The 14,880-nt window shown below is 59.9% G+C and carries 13 protein-coding genes; 10 read left to right on the top strand and 3 right to left on the bottom strand.

The genetic code is table 11. The features are described from left to right. Positions 1–146: 146 nt before the first annotated feature. Together MAIT1_RS16850 and MAIT1_RS16855 are read left to right on the top strand one after the other, a co-directional pair. Positions 147–791, top strand: a complete 645-nt coding sequence (locus tag MAIT1_RS16850; protein ID WP_085444711.1) for a hypothetical protein — start codon at positions 147–149, stop codon at positions 789–791. Positions 792–925: 134 nt separating this feature from the next. Beyond that, positions 926–2,530, top strand: coding sequence for a peptide chain release factor 3 (locus MAIT1_RS16855; protein ID WP_085444712.1), 1,605 nt, complete (start codon positions 926–928; stop codon positions 2,528–2,530). Between the two features lie 106 nt (positions 2,531–2,636). Here the strand turns inward: MAIT1_RS16855 and MAIT1_RS16860 are convergent, their stop codons facing one another. Then, positions 2,637–3,701, bottom strand: a complete 1,065-nt coding sequence (locus tag MAIT1_RS16860) for a hemerythrin domain-containing protein (protein WP_085444713.1) — start codon at positions 3,699–3,701, stop codon at positions 2,637–2,639. Positions 3,702–3,842: 141 nt separating this feature from the next. Further along, positions 3,843–4,976 carry a hybrid sensor histidine kinase/response regulator gene (locus MAIT1_RS16865; RefSeq protein WP_085444714.1) on the bottom strand — a complete coding sequence of 378 codons (1,134 nt, stop codon included), beginning with the start codon at positions 4,974–4,976 and terminating at the stop codon, positions 3,843–3,845. Between the two features lie 408 nt (positions 4,977–5,384). Between MAIT1_RS16865 and MAIT1_RS16870 the strand changes: the two genes are divergently transcribed. The 8 genes from MAIT1_RS16870 to MAIT1_RS21610 all read left to right on the top strand — a co-directional run bounded on the left by MAIT1_RS16870 (position 5,385) and on the right by MAIT1_RS21610 (position 12,603). Beyond that, entirely contained in the window at positions 5,385–5,984 is a 600-nt protein-coding gene (locus MAIT1_RS16870) for a peroxiredoxin (protein WP_085444715.1), read from the top strand. A 72-nt stretch (positions 5,985–6,056) separates the two neighbouring features. Next, positions 6,057–6,449 (top strand): class II SORL domain-containing protein, encoded by a 393-nt coding sequence (locus tag MAIT1_RS16875; RefSeq protein ID WP_085444716.1) that lies wholly within the window; start codon positions 6,057–6,059, stop codon positions 6,447–6,449. 305 nt (positions 6,450–6,754) lie between these two features. Continuing rightward, positions 6,755–7,336, top strand: a complete 582-nt coding sequence (locus MAIT1_RS16880) for a superoxide dismutase (protein WP_085444717.1) — start codon at positions 6,755–6,757, stop codon at positions 7,334–7,336. Between the two features lie 182 nt (positions 7,337–7,518). Continuing rightward, complete coding sequence (locus tag MAIT1_RS16885; protein ID WP_085444718.1) at positions 7,519–8,100, top strand: TerD family protein; 582 nt, start codon at positions 7,519–7,521, stop codon at positions 8,098–8,100. A gap of 176 nt (positions 8,101–8,276) precedes the next feature. Next, entirely contained in the window at positions 8,277–8,489 is a 213-nt protein-coding gene (locus tag MAIT1_RS16890; RefSeq protein ID WP_085444719.1) for a hypothetical protein, read from the top strand. Positions 8,490–9,083: 594 nt separating this feature from the next. Continuing rightward, complete coding sequence (locus MAIT1_RS16895; protein ID WP_085444720.1) at positions 9,084–10,757, top strand: electron transfer flavoprotein-ubiquinone oxidoreductase; 1,674 nt, start codon at positions 9,084–9,086, stop codon at positions 10,755–10,757. A 4-nt stretch (positions 10,758–10,761) separates the two neighbouring features. Beyond that, positions 10,762–11,697: a class I SAM-dependent methyltransferase gene (locus MAIT1_RS16900; RefSeq protein ID WP_198947925.1), complete on the top strand. Its 936-nt coding sequence runs from the start codon at positions 10,762–10,764 to the stop codon at positions 11,695–11,697. Positions 11,698–12,228: 531 nt separating this feature from the next. Next, positions 12,229–12,603 carry a hypothetical protein gene (locus tag MAIT1_RS21610; RefSeq protein WP_143814895.1) on the top strand — a complete coding sequence of 125 codons (375 nt, stop codon included), beginning with the start codon at positions 12,229–12,231 and terminating at the stop codon, positions 12,601–12,603. A 441-nt stretch (positions 12,604–13,044) separates the two neighbouring features. Here MAIT1_RS21610 and MAIT1_RS16905 read toward each other — a convergent pair whose 3' ends face one another. Further along, entirely contained in the window at positions 13,045–14,808 is a 1,764-nt protein-coding gene (locus tag MAIT1_RS16905; protein ID WP_085444721.1) for a hypothetical protein, read from the bottom strand. Positions 14,809–14,880: the final 72 nt, after the last annotated feature.

Consider the following 14,880-nt stretch of genomic DNA (forward strand, 5'->3'; position numbering starts at 1 on the left):
GAATTGAACTTCATGGGTTAACACCCTATCACACTCTTCATCCTGAAGGGGAGGGCGAGGCGCCGATTGCGCGCGCCTATCGCCGGATAATCGCTTTCATCGTCACACACCGCCGCAGCAGCGGACGGCTGAAAGGAATTGCGTCCATGAGCGACACGCAGAACAAACCCGGAGTGATCAATATCGAGGTGGCGCGCGGCAAGGAGTTCGCGCAGCAGACCGGTCAGACCAGCGACGAGGCCCCCGAGCGCAGCGCCGAAGAGGATTGGGCCATCAACGTCAATGCGGTCAAGCAGTACTCCAAGGCGCGCGCCTGGGAGGAGTGCCTGAACGCGCTGACCTATCTCTCCACCCGCGAGAACAACCCCGAGGCGCCTCGGGCCATGGCGCAACGGGTGTGGCTGTCGCTCAAGTGCGCCACCCCCATCGGCGATGTCACCCTGGCGCTCACCGCCCTGCAGGCGCTGCTGGGCGCCAAACATGAACTCTCCGGCAATCTGGCCTCGCTGGCCAATCTGCTGTGTCAGCACCGCGACGAGCGCGACCCGGAGCTGCCGCTGGCGCAGCATCACGCCCAGCTCATGCTGCAGGCGGCGGGCGAAGCGGCGGGCATCGACACCACCGAGGCGTTCAATGCGTGGGTCGCCGAGCATGGCCTGGACGACCCCGATACCTTCATCCCGCCCATTATGACCATGCTGGAGCTGATGGTGGGCGACGATGGCTGGTGGGTCGACCGTGATGCGGTGCAGGAGGAGTTGATGGCCTACAACGCCGATAAGGCGGAGTAACGCCCGTTGGCGCGCTGGGAGAGCGGATGCTCTTCCGGCGCGCTGGGGGGCTGGGGCGGGATATTGCCTTTTGCCGCGCCAAATCGTATAAATGACGATTTGATTGTCCCGCAGCACTGCCCCGGAGAGTTTTTGTGAGTCACGCCCCATCCGCGTTATCCGAAGCGGTGGCCAAGCGCCGCACCTTCGCCATCATCTCCCACCCCGACGCCGGTAAGACCACCCTCACCGAAAAGCTGCTGCTGTTCGGCGGCGCCATTCAGATGGCCGGGGCGGTGAAAGCGCGCGGCGATGCGCGACGCGCCCACTCGGACTGGATGAAGGTGGAGCAGGAGCGCGGCATCTCGGTGACCGCCTCGGTGATGACCTTCGAGTATGGCGCCGAGATCTTCAATCTGCTCGATACCCCGGGCCACGCCGACTTCTCCGAAGACACCTACCGCACCCTCACCGCGGTGGACAGCGCGGTGATGGTGCTGGACGCGGCCAAGGGCATCGAGGCGCAGACTTTGAAGCTGTTTGAGGTGTGCCGTTTGCGCGATATGCCCATCATCACCTTCGTCAACAAGATGGACCGCGAGGCGCGTGATCCCTTCGACCTGCTCGACGAGGTGGAACAGACCCTGGCCCTGGACGTCACCCCCGCCACCTGGCCCATCGGCATGGGGCGCGACTTCCTTGGCTGCTATGATCTGATCAACGATCAACTGCTGTTCATGGAGCGCAGCAAGGGACAGACGGCGGGGGATGCGGGGATCTCCTGCAACGGTCTGGATGATCCCAAAATCGATGAACTGCTGCCTGCCGAGGCCGCCGCCAAGCTGCGTGAGGATGTGGCCATGGCGCGGGAGCTGTGTCCGGCGTTCGATCTGCAAGCCTATCGTGAGGGCACCCTCACGCCGGTCTTCTTCGGCAGCGCCATCAACAACTTTGGCGTGCGCGAACTGCTGGGCGGCATCGGTCAACACGCGCCTTCGCCGCGCATGCAGAAGGCCGCCGAGCGTGACGTGGCCCCCGACGAGGAGAAGGTCAGCGGCTTCGTGTTCAAGATTCAGGCGAATATGGATCCCAAACACCGCGACCGCATCGCCTTTTTCCGCATCAGCTCCGGCCACTTCAAACGCGGCTTGAAGATGCGCCACACCCGCACGGATAAAACCATCGCCCTGCACAATCCGGTGCTGTTTTTGGCGCAGGATCGCGAGCTGGCCGAAGAGGCGTTTGCGGGCGATATCATTGGCATTCCCAACCACGGCAATCTGCGCATTGGCGATACGCTGACCGAAGGCGAAACCCTGCACTACACCGGCGTGCCCAGCTTCGCCCCGGAGATGCTGCGCAAGGTGCGTCCGGAGGATCCCATGAAGGCCAAGCATCTGGGGCGCACCCTGGTGCAGTTGGGCGAGGAGGGCGCCGCGCGGGTGTTCAAGGCGCATCTGGGCGGCGAATGGATCATGGGGGTGTTGGGCGCGCTGCAGTTCGAGGTGTTGGCCGACCGCATCCGCACCGAGTTCAATATCCCGGTGCGTTTTGAGGCCACCAGTCTCTACACCGCGCGCTGGGTGGAGGCGGATGATCACGGGCAACTGAAAGCTTTCACCGATCGCGAGCAGGCGGACATGGCGGAAGACCACGACGGCGCGCCGGTGTTTCTGGCGCGCAACAAGTGGCGTTTGGACACAGTGCAGGAGAACTATCCCAACGTGCGATTTTTGAAGACCAAAGAGCAGACGCTGTAAGAGTCTGAGGCCGAAGTCAGCCATCAGCCGCGCAGGTTTTGTATCAAACAAAAAGCCGCCTCAAATCCTGGGGCGGCTTTTTGTTTGATTTTTCGCGGACGCGTGATCAGCTCTTGAAAGCGGCTTTGTCCGGCACTAGGTAGCCGTCGGGCTTTTTGTGCAGGAACTTGGCGTAGCCGCTGTCCTCGCCCTGAATGTGCTGCTTGAGCCAGTTGTAGACGAACTCGGTGAGTTGGTTGGCCGAGCACTTAATCTCGTCGTCGGATTTGGCGTACTTGTAGGAGGCGGTTTTGTTATCCAGTTGCGCCAGTAGTTGCTTGTGTAGCTTGGCGTGCCCCTCGCGTCCGGGGTAGCCGTTGATGCGCTGCAGCTCCTCCTCCCACGCCAGGTGGTCCCGCGTCACCTTGAGCAGCGCCATGATGACGATGTTCAAGCGGTTGTACGCCTGGTCGGCGATGAGGCGCTGTAGGTTGGCGGCAGCCATCACGATATTGCGGTGATCCTCATCCACTTCGGGGATATCCAGGCCGTAGATCTCCGGGCTCCAGCGAATGTTTTCGCTAATGCCGCCGCAATCCGCCGCGAGCTTGGCGGCGCTCTTTTGTCCACCGCCAAGCGCTGTCGCGTTGCTCTGTTGGCCGGTGAGGGCGCCGCTGATGTCTTTTTTACACGCCGCCGACAGAGCGGAAACGATGGGCTTCCAGAAAATCTCCAGCTCCTCATTCCAGCTTTCGGGTCCGCCGCCGGTGTTGCCATGGGTTTGTACGGCGTTGAATATCTTCTTGTGCAAAGACCACACGTTTTTGTGTTGCTCCACAGTGGTCTTGACCATGGCCAACCCCTCATAGGAGGTCATAATGATGGCCGGAATGGCGATATTGATCTCGCGTAGACGGTTGACCAACTCAATGCCGCCCATCAAGGGCATATCCAAGTCCGTAATCAGCAGATCAAACGCATCATTGCGCGCCTTGAGGGTGGAGAAGGCCGCTTGGCCGTCTGATAGCTTTTTCACCGTGGCGCCCAACGGGGCCAGTAATTCGTTCTCCACGATCTTCTGGTACGCGCTGTTGTCATCCACGTAAAGAATCCGAATGGAGCCGGGCAGAGCGGCGCGAACGCGCTCAATCAATGCAGCGCGATCCATACTGATCTGCTTTTGGTTGACCATGGGTCAATCTCCTATCCGATGACGAGAGCTGAGAGTATGAAATGTTACAGATTTGAAGGATTGAAACAAATTGTGACATGTAGTTTGTGAGGAAGTCACTACAATTTTACTGTGTGCAAAACGATTTTTTTGTTGTGACGCTCATAATCCCCACTCCGACGGATGATTCTCCGGCGGGGAAAACCGATAGGGAATCTCCAACGCGAAGATGGATCCAGGGCCATTGGCGCGATTTTTCACCCAGATGGCGCCGCCGTGATCCTCGACAATCTTTTTACAGATGGCCAAGCCCAGGCCGCTGCTATTGCCGCCTGCGGCAATGCTCTGTTGTACCTGGCCGTAGAGGTCAAAAATCAGCTTGTGATTCTCTTCAGCCACGCCCGGGCCCTGGTCACGCACCTCCAGCCGCACCCCTTCGACTGTCTGCTGGCAAGCTATCTGGATTATTCCGCCGCTGGGGGAGAATTTGATGGCGTTGCCCAGGAGGTTGACGATGACCCGGCGGATGGCGCCGTCGTCATACTCCGCTTCAATGGCGTCGGAGCAGCTCATTTCAAAATGGAGATTCTTCTCCTGCAATAGGGGCTCCAGGTGATCCTGCACGATCAACAGGGTGTCAATGAGCGGCTGCATTTCGGGTTCATAGTCCAGCCGACCGGACTCCAGCTTGCTGAAGTCGAGGATGTTATTGACGATCTCGATCAGAGATTTGCCCGCTTCGTGAATGCGGCGGGCATGCTCCTTGGGCGTATTGCCTACATCGCGCATGATCATGTCGGCAAAGCCCATGATGGATTGCAGCGGCGTGCGGATGTCGTGGGAGAAGGCGGCAAAGAAGATGCTTTTGAGTTGATTGGAGCGCTCAGCGGCCAGCCGCGCCACATGTTGCCGATTGACCGCCGCCTGCGCCAGGGCGCGTTCAGCGGTGAGCAAAAGCGTTTCGGTATCGAACGGTTTGCGCAGAAAATCGTTCAGCCCTTCCCGCAGACCCTGAATGGGCAGTTCACGGGAGGAGTCGGCGGTGATCATCACCACAGGGGTGAATTTGTCGTGCAGGCGGAAATGCTCCAGAAACAGCAGGCCGCTGCCGCCGGGCATGTGATAATCCAGAAAGATCAGGTCCGGGCTGTACTCTTGGAGATAACTTTCGGCGTCCTGGATGCTCAGGACGCTATGGGCGGAATAGCCGAATTTCCGTAGTTTGTGCGAGATGAGCACATGGATGCTCTCATCGTCATCGATGATCAGCACTGTGTGGTGGGAGTGCGTGAGCATACGCGCCTCGCTTTGCACAAACGCCGGTTGCAGCAGGAGATTCCGCGATCGTGTTCAAATGGAGAGATTCATGGTGTCATAGACGTGTCATGTTTTGAAGTGAAAAGTAAGCATCTGGTCTGAAGGAGTACTGAAAAAATGTGGATTTTGTATTTCTTCTGTGATCAAGGGGGGTATTGTTTAAGGGGCAAGAATAAAGAGTGAGAAAGGGAAAATTTCTGTGTTGACACGCCAACATTTTTGTTCGTATATTGTCACTCACGCAGCACGGGGCGGCCTTCTGGAAGTCAGTTCGGCGCCCCGCTCAAGTCGGCAAGGGTGGCCCAAACGGGTCTACTGTAACGCACCGGCGCTGGGTTGCGCTATTACTCTTCAAGGTCAAATTCACGATATTCAGGAGATGGAAGAATGAGCGTTTTGGTTGGCAAGCCCGCCCCCGATTTCAAAGCCACTGCCGTGATGCCCGATAACAGCTTCAACGACGCCTTTACCATGTCCCAGTTCAAGGGCAAATACGTGGTGCTGTTCTTCTATCCGCTGGACTTCACCTTTGTGTGCCCCTCTGAGATCATCGCCTTCGATCACCGCTTGAAGGAGTTCAAAGAGCGCAACGTGGAAGTGATCGGCGTCTCCATGGACAGCCACTTCACCCACCTGGCTTGGAAGAACACTGAGATCAACAACGGCGGTATCGGCAACGTGCAGTATCCGCTGGTGGCCGATATGGACAAGTCCATCATCAACGCCTATGACGTCTCCACCGGCCCCGGCATCGCTCTGCGCGGCTCCTTCCTCATCGACAAAGACGGCATCGTACAGCACCAGGTGATCAACAACCTGCCCCTGGGTCGCAACATCGATGAGATGATCCGCATGGTCGACGCTCTGCAGTTCACCGAAGAGCACGGCGAAGTGTGCCCCGCCGGTTGGAACAAAGGCAAAGCCGGTATGGGCGCCTCCACCGAAGGCGTGGCCAAGTACTTGGCCGAACACTCGGAAGAGCTGTAAGAATCGCGTACGCGCCGCCTCGCCGAGGCGGCGCAGCGCTCTTTCAATATTGAGTACCCTATAGGAGCTCTCATGCCTAAGATCAATCGGTATGTTGATATCTCGGAAGTCGAGAAAGAAGCCAAGAAAGATTACATCGATCGCCACTCGCCGTTCATCGAGTGCGCCGATTCCGCCAAAGCGGGCGAGAAGTTCCCGGTGACGGTGCGCATGGGTAAAGAGTACGCCCACCCCGACGACACCGACCACTACATCAAGTCGATCCAGCTCTACAGCGGGACCACTCTGCTGGGCGAAGCCAACTTCGTCTCCGGCATGCTGGGTGGAACCGGCGCCAAGGGCCAGGCCGAAGTCACCTTCAACGTCGTGCCCAGCGCGGGGACCCTGCGTCTGACCGCTCTGTCCTACTGCACCAAGCATGGTCTGTGGGAGTGCGACCCTGTTGAAGTGAACGTTGCTGAATAATTTGCGCTCTGCGCGACGGTATGGGAAGCCGGCTCTCCGCGAGGGGAGCCGGTTTTTTTTATGTTTGGCCCCAAGCTCTTGAAGCGGCGTAAACGGGGCAAGTTGATGGAGAGAGACGCGCCGGAAACTGCGCGCCGCCCCTGTGAGGTCGGCGGCAGATGGCGTGGGGTGGAACAAAGCCACAGCCGCTATGGTCTCCTACACTGAGAGCTGGGCCAGGCGTCTGGCCCAGCCTTATATCTTCAGATAGCCCTGACATGCGCTTCGGCGCGTGTCCTGACGGCAAAATCTGAAAGGAGCGGTCAATGGCTTTCGAACTTCCGGCATTACCCTATGCCAAAGATGCGCTGGAGCCGCATATCTCCAAGGAAACGCTGGAGTATCACTACGGCAAGCATCATCAAACCTATGTGACCAACCTCAACGGTCTGATCGAAGGCGGCCCCGATGCCGACAAATCGCTGGAGGAGATCATTCACAGCGCCCAAGGCGGATTATTCAATAACGCAGCGCAAGTGTGGAACCACACGTTTTACTGGAACTGCTTGAGTCCCCATGGCGGCGGCGCGCCGGGCGGCGCGCTGGCGGACGCCATCAACGCCAAATGGGGCTCTTTCGACGCGTTTAAAGAGGCTTTTACCAAGTGTGCGGTAACCACCTTTGGCTCCGGCTGGGCGTGGTTGGTGAAAAAACCAGACGGTACGCTGGATCTGCTCTCCACCAGCAACGCCTGTTGCCCGCTCACCGGCGACGCCAAGCCGCTGCTGACCTGTGACGTGTGGGAGCACGCCTACTATGTGGATTACCGCAATGCGCGGCCCAAGTACGTTGAGGCGTTCTGGAATGTGGTCAACTGGGCGTTCGTTGCCGACAACTTCAACGGCTGATCGCGCTCAGTGCTCCTGCGCCGCCGCTATGTGGCGCGGAATCTGCTGAAAACCCGGTCATACGACCGGGTTTTTTGTTGTCTGACGCCAGAGAAGTATTGATCGAGCCGGGTAATGGGATCAGAATAATTCTCACCACATATGGCGTGGCAAGGTTGTGCAGCAGAGGAGAGAGTTTGGCGATGAGCGTGGCGGCGAAACTTCATGATGAGTTGCTCTTGCAGGATATTGCCCCGAACGCGGATGAGTTCGATCTGTGGTTCTCTTGGGAGAGCGATGACGCCGAAGGGGGGGATCTGGATCTGGACCTTTCCGCCATGATGCTCACCGCGCGCGGCAAGATGGGTGTGGATGAACAACTGATCTATTACAACAATCTAGCCTCTCCCTGTGGCGGCGTGCGGCATCTGGGCGATGATCAGGCGCATGACGGCGAGGCCGCCGAAGAGGTGATGCGGGTGCGTTTGAGCGCCGTGCCTGCCGATATTGAGAACCTGATCTTCTCGGTGACCGTGCCCGATGAAGATATCCCTCACAAGACCATGCAGCGGATTAAAAAGGCGCAGGTCAAACTGTTTGATGTGAACCACTACGCCGAACCGCTTCTGACCTATGAGATCACCGCGCAGGGCGATGAGGAGAGCTTCGGCTGGGTGGTGGGCAATCTTGCCCGTGATGAGCAGGGTTGGATGTTCCGGGTGGTGCACGACGACCTGCCGGAAGGGCTGCGCACCTTGATGAACCACTTTATGCCCGGTTGGTGAGTTATGGACGGGGTTTTTGATTAGTCTTTTTTATGCTGTATAATTATTTTATTTTTCTCAGCAACAAACTGTGCTATTTAGGTCTCTAAGAGGTATGGGCGCAACTGCGCTCACGTGGTCCGTTGTCGGTCGCCATCGGGGCGCCGAAACGGCCTCAACGCCAACAGGAGGCCAAAATGAACGCCTGGACGCAACATCTGGTTCCGGGTCTTCTCCTTGCTGACGAAGAGACCGGACTGACGCAAAACGACGTACGCGCAGGGCGCGCAGATTACGTCACGGATGAAACGGGCGCGCTGCGCATCGTTTTAAGAATCGCGGCGGCTAACGACGCAGAAGCGGACAGCGTTGCAAAAGGGAGCCAAACGCGCATGGGAAAATGCGCCTGACAACGAACCCCCGGCCCTGGCCGGGGGTTTTTTGTTGAGCGCGCAGTGTGCTGTTGCGGCGTAGAGATAGCCAGCAGCGGTGAGATATATACTTAGTCGAATTCAAAGTTGGACATTGGCGATTTTAAGAATGGAAGATATCGAGGGCTTTGCCCTCGAGCTCCCAAGATCAAAAGCCAAACCGTGATTCGGCAATCCTGCCGAATCGTGGGCGCTGCCCAATTTGTGAGGTACGGCTTCGCCTGTGGCCGCTGGGGGCGCAGCCCCAGACTCCGCCGCCGACCAGTCGGAGGCCAATCGTCAGCGCAAGCTCAATCTACGTCACGCAAACATTGGCTGTTCTGTGCCGTTTTGGTTTTGACTCGCTATAGTCATTTGAACTGAAAACTGAACATGCGCGGATATCGAAAAGAGAGCGCAGAAGTCAACTCACCGAGGTCCAGGAGGGCGTCCCTCCTGGCGGGTCGTGGGCAGAGCCCGCGCGGGTGCAGGGCAGCGCCCTGCTGGGGGCTGGGGCGAAGCCCCAGCCTCTTTGATCATCCAGAGAATTCTCCCATTCTGAGTTTTGGCGAGTAAAAGGGGTTGGAAACGATTGTGGCGGGATCGGAACGCGAGAGTTTGACCTATGATGTGGCCATTATTGGCGCCGGACCAGCGGGGCTGGCGGCGGCGATCCGCTTGGCGCAGGTAGGGACGGAGTCGGGTCGGGAGTTGGCCGTCTGCGTGCTGGAGAAGGGCGCCGACATCGGCGCGCACCTGCTCTCGGGCGCGGTGATGGATCCAGCGGGGCTGGATGCGCTGTTGCCGCATTGGCGAGACGCGCCGCCGCCCAATTTGACCCCGGTGCGCAGCAGCGCATTGCGCTATCTCAGTGCGGATGGCGATCTCTCCCTGGCTCAGCCCCGTTCGTTGGACGATGCGGGCTGCTTTATCCTCTCTATAGGACAGTTATGCCGTTGGCTGGCCCAGCAGGCCGAAGCGCTGGGGGTGGATATCTTCCCCGGATTTGTTGGTGCAGAGCCGCTCTATGATGTTGAGAACGCAGATCAGCTCTATGAACACGAAGGTGTGGTTGCGGGCGTGGTCAGCGGCGACATGGGGCGCATGCAGGATGGCGCGCCCGGGCCAAGATTTGAGCCGGGCACAGAGATAATCGCCAAACAGACGTTGCTGGCGGAAGGGGCGCGCGGATCTTTGAGCGAGCGGATTATCGCCCGCTATGATCTGCGCGCCGACTCCGCGCCGCAGAGTTATTGCTTGGGCGTCAAAGAGGTGTGGCGGGTGGAGCCGGGGCGGCATCAGGCGGGGGAGATTCTGCACTCCCTGGGGTGGCCACTGGATAGCGCCGTTTATGGCGGCGGATTCCTCTATCACTGGGGCGATGACCGCGTCAGTCTGGGGCTGGTGAGCGGGCTCGACTACGCCAACCCCTATCTGGACCCCTTCGCCGAGATGCAGCGTTGGAAAACCCATCCGCGCATAGCCGGCGTGCTGAAGGGGGCGACCCGCATCGGCTATGGCGCGCGGGTGTTGGTGGAGGGCGGTCCGGTGGCGTTGCCCAAACTCACCTTCCCGGGCGGGGCGCTGATTGGCGATGCCGCCGGTTTCCTCAACCCGGCGCGCCTAAAGGGGATTCACGCCGCGATTCTCTCTGGCAAGATGGCCGCCGAGGCGGTGGCGGAGCTGTGGCGCGATGGGGCGCCAGAGCCGGGCGAAGAGGCGTTGGGGTATCCGCAGAAACTCCGTCACAGCGCGCTGTGGGCGGAGTTGTGGCGCGGGCGGAATATCCGCCCGGGATTCCGCTGGGGGCGCTGGTCGGGGATGCTCAACGCCGCGCTGGAGGATCGCGTATTGCGCGGGCGCGCGCCCTGGACTCTGCGCATGGCGGGGGAGGACCGCGCCGCGCTGCGCCCGGCGGCGTCCTGTGCGCCTATCGACTATCCCCAGCCCGATGGCAAGCTCACATTCAGCCGCGCCGACTCGGTCTATCTGGCCAATCTGGCCCACCGCGATGACCAGCCGATCCATCTGACCCGACCCCATGGCGATGCGGCGCTGACCACCCATGGCGCTGCATTCGCCCGGGCGGAGACGCGCTACTGCCCGGCGGGCGTCTATGTGTGGGAGGAGGGCGAGGGTGACGCGCAGTTGCGCATTCAGGCGGCCAACTGCCTGCACTGCAAGTGTTGCGACATCAAGGATCCCACTGGCACTATCGTGTGGACGCCGCCCGAAGGGGGCAGCGGGCCCCACTACACGGAGATGTGAGCGCGTGAGCGAAGCGACGTTGGCTGATTGGATGATTCCGCTATTGCGCTGTCCACTGCACCCGGAGCAGGCGTTGAGCGGCTCGGATGTGGCGGCATTGCATTGCCCGCAGTGTGCTCAAGCGTTCCCTCTGGCCAGCAATGGCGATGGTCAAACCATTGCCGATCTGCGCGCGTTGGGGCAGCCCAGTTCGCATGCGGTGACGTTCCACTACCCGATGAATATTTTGGATAACGCCCGTATCGCAGCGCTGGGTCGGGCCACGCGGGCGGAATTCGATGCGCCGCAGACCTGGGCGCTGCGCAAGGTCTACGCCAGCAAGTTGCACAAAGAGATCCTCTACTACATTGAGCAGTTCCGTCGGGATTTCCCGTCAGATGCGCCGATTCTGGATCTGGGCTGCGGCGGCGGCGGCAACGCGGACTATTTGGCGGCGCAGGGCCTTACCCATGTGCTGCGGGGGGATTTCGACCCGGCGGCGCGGGCGCATCTGTTGCTGGATGCCCACCGACTGCCGTTTGCCGACGCCAGTTTTGACGCCATTTTGACCACGGCGGTGATCGAGCATTTGCAGAACCCCTTCCTGGCGTTTTATGAGATGTCGCGGGTGCTCAAGCCGGGAGGGCGGATCATCGCCACGGGGAGTTTCTGGGAGAGCTGGCATGGGGGATCGTGCTTCCACTTCACCCCGGAGGGGTTGCATCAGCTCTGTCAGCATGCGGGGTTGGCGCTGGACGATATCTGGTCGGGGTGGGGCTTTATTCCGGCGGTGATGCGGCATGCGTTGCGGGTTCCGCACAGTTGGCGCCCGTTCACCTATCGGTTGCAGAGCGCGTATGACTGGTGGTTGACGCGGCGGCAGGGGGTGTCGGCGCCCCATTGGCACCGGATGAAGACCAGCGGCTCGTTCGGCGTGCATGCGATCAAGCCGCAGGAGTGAGCCCAGCAAAAGCGAACAAGTCTCTGCGTGACACAGTCAGCGCTCACGATGTCTAATGGGCCGCCGACTGGTCGGCGGCGGGGTCTGGGGGCCGCTGCCCCCAGCGGGTGCAGGGCGGCGCCCTGCCGGGTGTCGGGCAGAGCCCGACCGGGGTTTGGGGCAGCGCCCCAATATCTTTCGTCTTTCAGCCGTTTCCCCATTGAACAGAGGGCGAGCTAGCACAGGGCGTCAGAGGAGGGCGAAACGACGAGCCAGCAAGGGGCCGTCGGGGAAACGGCGGTGAGCAGGCGCGCAGCGCCGTCGTCCGAAGGACGGCGAATGCAGTAGAAGCCACCGCCAGAGAAAGCCAAAAACTGTTTGTGTATAGTAGTTTACGCATAACCTGTCAGGGAAGAATATAGCGAATCAATTGAGTGACTTTCCCCTAAGTCCGTATCTATGCAGCGGCGAGTGGGTTAAGTTTGTGCCGATGAGGGGTCTTGTGTGACAGGAGTTCTGCTTGCGATCTTAAGGATGACTGGAGTAAGCTTTATGACGTTCAAGGTTCTACTTATGCGCAGTGCAAGGTTATCATTTATCCAGCGCACAGGAGAAAACGCCATGCCAAAATCTTTTTTCATCGTGTTTATTGGGTCAGCCTTAGGTGCATTTCTAATAAGCAATACAGTCAATGCACAAGGATATCAGCATGGTTGGAAAGTCTATGAAAAACCCCAGGCGGGTTATACTTACGGGGGTATTGAAACTAATCCGTATGGCCCCGGCGGCAGTCTAAGCTACGGCCCTGGTGGGGGGCAAAGCTACGGTCCGGGTGGGGGGCAAAGCTACGGTCCGGGTGGGGGGCAAAGCTACGGCCCTGGCGGGGGGTTAAATCCCGCTAACCCATGGTCAGTATCCGATAACTGAAAGAAGAACTGGTGCGAGTTCCGGGGAGGAATTCCGGGGGCGGTCACTGAATTTGTGGTGCGAACTGGTGTGAATTCCGGGATTCCGGGGACGCGCACTCAATTAAGCTTTTGTCCCCAAAACACCTTCTGACTTTCCCAGGCATCGAGTCCTACGGCATTTGCCGTCCTGCGGACGACGGCCCCGTTGGGGCCTGCTCACTGCCGTTTCCCGTTTTCCCTTCCTACGGGCTCTGCGTTTTGAGCTTCTCTCGCAGCCTCTTCTGGCTTCAGGTTTTTTGCTGCGGGAAACGGCAAGATCCACTGCCACTGCCACACCGTGGGCGCTGCCCACACCCGCTGGGGGCAGCGGCCCCCAGACCCCGCCGCCGACCAGTCGGCGGCCCATTAGGCAGCGTGGGCCCCGGCTGCGTCACGCACACACTTTGACTTTCTTGCGGCTTCAATACGTCTTGCTCAGGTCCAGATTGCGCACCAGGAAATCTTTCCGATTATAGCGCTCCCGATAGGACGTCGCCCACGGTTCGGCGTCCGCATAGGCTGGTATCGGCGCGGCTTCTGTGCGCTCGGGCTCTACCTCCGCCAACCAGATCTCCCGCCCCGCAGGATCGCGCAGGCGCACCTTCCACACCACACGCGGATCATCCCGCAGTCGCGCGAAAAACGCACCGCCCTCGCTCCCAAACAGCTCCGGAGTAAACACCAGCCAGTGGGCGGGAATCACGTCGCGCCGCTCCACCGCCTGCAAAAATCCCAGCGTATCGCCGCGACTGGCCGTAGCCAGTTCATGGGTGGCGGGCAGATAGTCGGGCATCACAATACGCGTCATACGCCCGCGCGCATGCACCCCCACATTGGCCGGTTGATTGCGCGGCAGAAACGCAATTTTGTCTTCCGTGAGAAGGTCAGGCCGCTTTTCGATGAGATAGGCCGCCATGGCGAACACCCGCTGATCATCCGGCGATTGCCGCCACCACAACTTGGCGTAGAGGTCGGTCTGCAGCACGGTAAACTGCATAGCCGACATCAGTACGGCAATGGCGATCAGAGCGCGACGCGGCAGGGCCGCATAACCCAGCGCGGCGATAAACGCGAACGGCGCGCCGCCGATGAAGGCGTAAACCACCGGCAGCTCCTTGTGGTCGGGGCGCTGTCCGGCCTTGAGAATCATCATGGTCAGCAGCAGTAGACTCCACAGCAGAAGGATGGGCGCCACGCGTTTGAGCAGCGCGTGGCCGTCCGGCGCAGTGATGGGCAGATTGCGCCCGCCGCGCATCGCCGAGTAGGCCCCATAGGCCATCAGCAGCAGCGGCGGACCAAACGACCAACTCAGAAAGCGCACGACTTTTTCTGCGGCAAAAGGCGGCGGCGCAGCGTCGGATGGCGAGACGCCAAACAGGCCCGGCGCCAATTTGATCAGCGGCAGAAACAGAATGTTCAGCGATCCGCCTTGCCCATATTGAAACGCCGTCCAATAGAACGACAGCGCCAAAGCCCCGAGGGGAATGAGGACAAACGGCGTGAACAGGGCGCGCTTAAGGCCGCCCGTGAAGAGCAGAATCAGAAACAGAAAGAAGAGAAAGATGATGGCGTCCAGCGCAACGAACAGGTAGAGCCCCAACACGCAGGAGAGCAGCGCAGGCCACACTGCGCGCTGCGGTTCGCGGGCGAGTTTTAGCGCCAGGTAGAGCAGGGTGATCTGTAGCAGAATCATCAAAGTGCCGTTGAACGCCATGCCGCGTGAAACCGCCGCCATCCATGGAAACAGCGCCAACGCCAGCGCCATCATCAGCCCCAGTCGCACGCCGCCCAGCAGTCGCCCGACGCCAAATGCGGCGATGGCGGCCAAGCCGGTCAATACGCCATTGAAGGCGGATATGCTCGCCCCGGAGAGCGGCAGGAATTCGCCGACAATGGCGTAGTAGACGTTCTGCGCCACATAGGGGAGCGCGCCGTAGCGAAAACTGAGCATGCCCCAGTAGAAGCGTTTGAGGTCGGCAATGGTGGGCTGCAACGAACTGAGCAGCAGATTGGTGTCGCGCATCATCACATCGTCCAGATAGAACGGAACCGCTGGACGGCAGACCGCGCTCACCACCACGCAGTAGGCGAAGATGGCCAGGAGCAGCCAAGGCGCATGTTTGTGTAATTGGTCTGAGGCGGCGGTCATGGCGGTCTGTTCCGGTGCGGTGACGGCGTGATGCATGGAGGGCCATTGTGCCGCGCCTTGTGGCGCGTGGGGAAGGGGCGCTATGATTCGACCTGCTGCGCCGTATTC

Source organism: Magnetofaba australis IT-1 (genome assembly GCF_002109495.1).
Taxonomy (GTDB): domain Bacteria; phylum Pseudomonadota; class Magnetococcia; order Magnetococcales; family Magnetococcaceae; genus Magnetofaba; species Magnetofaba australis.

What these genes read in the sequence shown, in the direction of transcription:
- MAIT1_RS16850 (WP_085444711.1), top strand. Translation starts at nt 147, where the DNA reads ATGAGCGACACGCAGAACAAACCCGGAGTGATCAATATCGAGGTGGCG.
- MAIT1_RS16860 (WP_085444713.1), bottom strand. Translation starts at nt 3,701, where the DNA reads ATGGTCAACCAAAAGCAGATCAGTATGGATCGCGCTGCATTGATTGAG.
- MAIT1_RS16865 (WP_085444714.1), bottom strand. Translation starts at nt 4,976, where the DNA reads ATGCTCACGCACTCCCACCACACAGTGCTGATCATCGATGACGATGAG.
- MAIT1_RS16870 (WP_085444715.1), top strand. Translation starts at nt 5,385, where the DNA reads ATGAGCGTTTTGGTTGGCAAGCCCGCCCCCGATTTCAAAGCCACTGCC.
- MAIT1_RS16875 (WP_085444716.1), top strand. Translation starts at nt 6,057, where the DNA reads ATGCCTAAGATCAATCGGTATGTTGATATCTCGGAAGTCGAGAAAGAA.
- MAIT1_RS16880 (WP_085444717.1), top strand. Translation starts at nt 6,755, where the DNA reads ATGGCTTTCGAACTTCCGGCATTACCCTATGCCAAAGATGCGCTGGAG.
- MAIT1_RS16885 (WP_085444718.1), top strand. Translation starts at nt 7,519, where the DNA reads ATGAGCGTGGCGGCGAAACTTCATGATGAGTTGCTCTTGCAGGATATT.
- MAIT1_RS16890 (WP_085444719.1), top strand. Translation starts at nt 8,277, where the DNA reads ATGAACGCCTGGACGCAACATCTGGTTCCGGGTCTTCTCCTTGCTGAC.
- MAIT1_RS21610 (WP_143814895.1), top strand. Translation starts at nt 12,229, where the DNA reads ATGACGTTCAAGGTTCTACTTATGCGCAGTGCAAGGTTATCATTTATC.
- MAIT1_RS16905 (WP_085444721.1), bottom strand. Translation starts at nt 14,808, where the DNA reads ATGCATCACGCCGTCACCGCACCGGAACAGACCGCCATGACCGCCGCC.